This is a genomic window from Tateyamaria sp. (genome assembly GCF_059783535.1).
In genome coordinates this window covers 1-4800 of the sequence record NZ_JBYNDP010000205.1, presented here as the reverse complement: position 1 = coordinate 4800, position 4800 = coordinate 1, and the positions used below count along the sequence as shown (strand labels likewise).

Here is a 4800-nt window from a genome sequence, read left to right as displayed (position 1 = left end):
CGTTTTACATGGATGCATCGCAGGCCTTCTATTTCGCAGAAGATGGGAGGCTCGTCGCCTGATGGCAAAGATTACGCTTTCGAACCTCCGCCATTCCTACCTGCCAAACCCGTCGGGGTCGGAAGACTACGCGCTCAAGGAGATTGACCTCGATTGGCAGGATGGCGGCGCTTACGCGCTTCTTGGGCCTTCGGGCTGCGGCAAGTCCACACTTCTCAACATCATCTCGGGCCTGCTGACCCCGTCCGAGGGGCGCATCCTGTTTGATGATCGGGATGTGACGGATCTGCCGCCTGATCAACGCAACATCGCGCAGGTGTTCCAGTTCCCGGTGATCTACGACACGATGACGGTGCGCGAAAACCTGGCCTTTCCCCTGCGCAATCGCGGCGTGGACGAGGGGCGGATCGCGGCGCGCGTGGCAGAGATTGCTGCCATGCTTGAGGTTGAGGAGATGTTGGATATCCGTGCCTCACACCTCAGCCCTGACAACAAGCAGAAGATATCGATGGGCCGTGGCCTTGTGCGTGATGACGTGAACGTCGTCATGTTTGACGAGCCGCTGACAGTGATCGACCCGCATCTGAAATGGAAATTGCGGTCAAAGCTGAAGGAGCTGCACCAGCGGGTGCGCGCGACCATGATCTATGTGACCCATGACCAGACCGAAGCGCTGACCTTTGCCGACCAGGTGGTTGTCATGCAGGAAGGCGAGATCGTGCAGATCGGCACCCCGGTCGAGCTGTTCGAGCGGCCGCAACACACTTTTGTGGGCCACTTCATCGGATCACCAGGCATGAACGTCCTGCCTGCCGAAGAAAGCGATGGTGGCGTGCGGTTCCAGGGACGTCAGGTCGCGCTGGAAGGCGCGGTAACCGGGCAGGGGGGAACAACGCAAATCGGCGTGCGTCCCGAGTTTGTATTGCTGGCCGATGCAGGCCTGCCTGCCCGTGTACACAAGGTGTCGGACGTGGGCCGCCACGCAGTTGTCGAAGCGATGGTGGGGGATACGGCCGTCAAAGCCATCGTGGAGGGGGAATTGCCGGAGCAGGGTGCAGAAATACATCTGGCCTTCCGGCCTGACCATACGCGCCTGTATCGCGACGGATGGTTGTCGACGGAGGCACGGACATGAAGACCGAAAACCAAAAGGCGTGGTTCTTTGTTCTGCCAGTGCTGCTGTTGGTGGCGTTCAACGCGCTGGTGCCGATCATGACCGTGGTCAACTACTCGGTTCAGGAGACGTTCGGGAATAACGTGTTTTTCTGGCAGGGGCTGGATTGGTTCGAACAAATCTTGCGCTCGGACCGTTTTCAGGCGGCACTTGGACGGCAGTTTCTGTTCACCTTTCTGATCCTGATCATAGAGATTCCACTTGGCATCATCATCGCCCTGTCCATGCCGCGCAAAGGCATGTGGGTGCCGGTGTGTTTGGTGCTTATGGCACTACCCATGTTGATCCCATGGAACGTGGTTGGGGCGATGTGGAACATTTTTACCCTGCCGAAGATCGGGCTGCTTGGCTACTTCATGAATGACGTTTTAGGTATTGCATATGACATGACCCAGAACCCGTTTGCGGCGTGGGTGACGATCATTGTCATGGATGTATGGCACTGGACGTCGCTGGTGGTGCTGCTGTCTTATGCCGGTCTCGTATCGATCCCCGATGCCTACTATCAGGCGGCCAAGATTGATGGGGCCTCGCCCTGGAAGGTGTTTCGCTACATTCAGTTGCCGAAGATGAAGACGGTTCTGACCATCGCGATTCTGCTGCGATTTATGGATAGCTTCAATATCTATACGGAACCGTTTGTATTGACAGGCGGCGGGCCGGGCAACTCGACGACGCTCTTGTCGATTGACTTGGTTAAGATCGCCTTGGGCCAGTTTGATCTGGGGCCTGCCGCCGCGATGAGCCTGATCTATTTCGCGATCACGCTGCTGGTGTCGTGGCTGTTCTACACTCTGATGACGAAGGATGACGCACAATGATGTCGGTTCGTTTGTTCGCTGTCGCGCCCGACGGGCACCGTCGGGCATGCCTGCACCGCCCCCCTGGGGCGGGCATACTGCCCACCCCGCGGCGCGGACATGCCCTTTGTTCTATTCAACAGACGTTTGGCGGAGGGTCTGCTCATGCGTAAGCGCTCGCTTATTCCGATACTCTACATCGCGTTCCTGATGCTGCCGATCTATTGGCTGGTCGCGATGTCGTTCAAGACGACGAACGAAATCCTGTCGGGCTTCAGCCTGTTCCCGCAGACGTTCACGCTGGACAACTACAAGGTCATCTTCACCGACCCGAGCTGGTACTGGGGCTACATCAACTCGATCATCTATGTGTCGATGAACACGGTGATCTCGGTCGCTGTGGCCTTGCCTGCGGCCTATGCGTTCTCGCGCTACCGGTTCCTTGGGGACAAACAACTGTTTTTTTGGCTGCTGACGAACCGGATGGCACCGGCGGCGGTGTTCGCCTTGCCCTTCTTCCAGCTTTATTCGTCGGTGGGCCTGTTCGATACACATATCGCGGTGGCCTTGGCGCACTGTCTCTTCAACATTCCCCTCGCGGTCTGGATTTTGGAAGGGTTTATGGGCGGTGTGCCGAAGGAGTTGGACGAGACGGCTTATGTTGACGGTTACTCCTTCCCCCACTTCTTCGTCACGATCTTCCTGCCGACAATCAAAGCGGGGGTCGGGGTGGCCGCGTTCTTCTGCTTCATGTTCTCTTGGGTGGAGTTGCTACTGGCCAAGACGTTGACGGCGGTGCAGGCGAAACCGATCGCGGCCGAGATGACCAAGACGGCATCGTCAGCGGGCTACGAGTTGGGGCTGCTGGCGGCGGCGGGGACGTTGACGATCATCCCTGGCGCCATCGTGATCTACTTTGTCCGTAACTACATCGCCAAGGGCTTTGCCCTGGGGAGGGTGTGATGAAACGACTTCTGTATCTTGCCGCGCTGTTGCCGACGACGGCCTTGGCCCAAGGCTGGGGCAATGTCGCCAATCAACAGGAGGAAAAGGGGTTTTCGTGGACCGATCCGCTATGGCCTGCGTTCTGGATGGCGTGGACACCAGCAACGTTTGCCCTGTTCTGTGGCATCTTCGGCGCCATTGCGATCATCGGCGTCCTCGAAGTCGTCAAATATCGCGATGGGATCGAGCGGAAAGGCATCCTCGGGCTGACGACCACCTTAGGCGACCGGCTGTTCATCTCTCTTTTGGGCTCGGCCTATATCTTTCTGCTGTGGCTTGGCCTGATGGGTCAACCGCTGTGGATTCCGCTTGGCCTTGCCATCATGTGGGGTGTCTTCTGTTTCTGGAAGGTGTGAGAAAGCGTTTTGTAAAACGAAAGAGTTCGTATTTACTCGCCCGGCATAACGAGTGAGCGATACGTCTTGGATAGGACGGTATGAGACAAAAGAAGAAAAGCGAACTGCTGACCGAGGTTGAACTGGAGTTCATGACAGAACTTTGGGATCTGGGGGAGGGAACCGTACGGGACGTTCTGGACAAGCTGCCGGAAGACCGGAACCTGGCCTATACCTCGGCTGCCACCATCTTGCGCATTCTGGAGCAAAAGGAATTTGTGACCAGCCGCAAGGATGGCAAGCGCCATGTCTTCAAGCCGACGCTGGGCAAGGATGCGTACCAGACCCGCTCACTCAAGGATCTGTCGATGAAATTGTTTGACGATACGCCTGCGTCTTTGGTCGCGCGATTGGTCAACGACGATGCATTGACAGAGGAAGCATTGGGGCAAATCCGAGCGCTTGTGGATCGGAGGTTGAAAAATGATTCCGGGTGACGCGCTGCTCGACGCATTCATCAATGCCAATATTCTTTTTGTTGTGGCCTACGGCCTTTGGTATGCCGCACGCTTCCTGTTTCACCGGTTGGGCCTGACGCACAGCTATGCAACGCAGTTGCGGCTGCTGAACAGCGTATTTCTGGCCATCGTGTTTTCGCCGTTCCTCATTCTGCTGTTCACGACCCTGCAGTCGAACGGCTACGCCAAGTCCGTGAACGTCAACCTGTCGGACATGGTTGTCGCCTACTATCTGAACGGCGGGTTCAGCATGCAGGCAACCGAGTTCGAAAAGCTCGTGAACATGCGCGACACGTTCCTGAGCAATGTGACCAATGCCGTCGGATGGGTAGCGTGGACGGTTATCGCGGCGTTCTTTGTCGGTCTGATCGTTGGAACGGTGCGCCTGGTGTTTTCGATGTTCTGCCTGTTTCGCATCGTGTCCGCCAGCTACGCGTGGCGTCGGTTCGGGCGTGTTCGACTTCGGTTGTCCGACAAGACGTTGGTTCCGTTTTCGACGCGGGGCCTTTGGTATTACTACGTTGTTATTCCTTCGCATATGCTTGGCCAGCCCAAGGAGCTGAGTGTAACGCTGGCGCACGAATTGCAGCACCTGCGTCAGGGCGACATCGAATGGGAGATTGTGCTGGAAGCGTTGAAGCCCTTCTTCTTTCTCAATCCGGCCTACCATGCGTGGAAGCGTCAGGTGGAAAACCTGCGCGAGTTCGCGTGTGATACCGAAGTGCTGACCCGTGGCCGGATCGACGTGCGCGCGTATTGCGATACGTTACTGTCCGTTTGTCAGCAAACCCTCAGACGCGACCGCATGTTTGTGGTTGCTGTACCGAAGGTCACTTTGGTCACCGCCGATCGGTCGGCTTTGCGGGATGGTCGTATGACGTTCCTTGAACGGCGGATCACATCGCTTTTGGACATGCGCCATTTGCGCCACCCGCGCTTGTTGTTTCTGGCGACACTGTTGCCCCTGA

At 57.1% G+C, this 4800-nt stretch carries 6 protein-coding genes; all 6 read left to right on the top strand.

Annotated elements, in window-relative coordinates; translation table 11 throughout:
- Window positions 1–61 precede the first annotated feature (61 nt).
- Window positions 62–1135 carry an ABC transporter ATP-binding protein gene (locus tag AC6RA8_RS21325; RefSeq protein ID WP_500355692.1) on the top strand — a complete coding sequence of 358 codons (1074 nt, stop codon included), beginning with the start codon at window positions 62–64 and terminating at the stop codon, window positions 1133–1135.
- Window positions 1132–1995, top strand: coding sequence for a carbohydrate ABC transporter permease (locus AC6RA8_RS21320; protein WP_500355689.1), 864 nt, complete (start codon window positions 1132–1134; stop codon window positions 1993–1995). The genes AC6RA8_RS21325 and AC6RA8_RS21320 overlap by 4 nt, the downstream gene beginning before the upstream one ends.
- 144 nt (window positions 1996–2139) lie before the next feature.
- Entirely contained in the window at window positions 2140–2937 is a 798-nt protein-coding gene (locus AC6RA8_RS21315) for a carbohydrate ABC transporter permease (protein WP_189370974.1), read from the top strand.
- A 128-nt stretch (window positions 2938–3065) separates the two neighbouring features.
- Complete coding sequence (locus tag AC6RA8_RS21310; protein ID WP_500355694.1) at window positions 3066–3335, top strand: DUF2160 domain-containing protein; 270 nt, start codon at window positions 3066–3068, stop codon at window positions 3333–3335.
- Window positions 3336–3415: 80 nt separating this feature from the next.
- A complete protein-coding gene (locus AC6RA8_RS21305; protein WP_189370976.1) occupies window positions 3416–3811 on the top strand; it encodes a BlaI/MecI/CopY family transcriptional regulator in 396 nt (131 codons plus the stop codon).
- The coding region (locus AC6RA8_RS21300) for a M56 family metallopeptidase (protein ID WP_500355686.1) at window positions 3798–4800 on the top strand (1003 nt) is incomplete at its 3' end. The genes AC6RA8_RS21305 and AC6RA8_RS21300, both read left to right, overlap by 14 nt.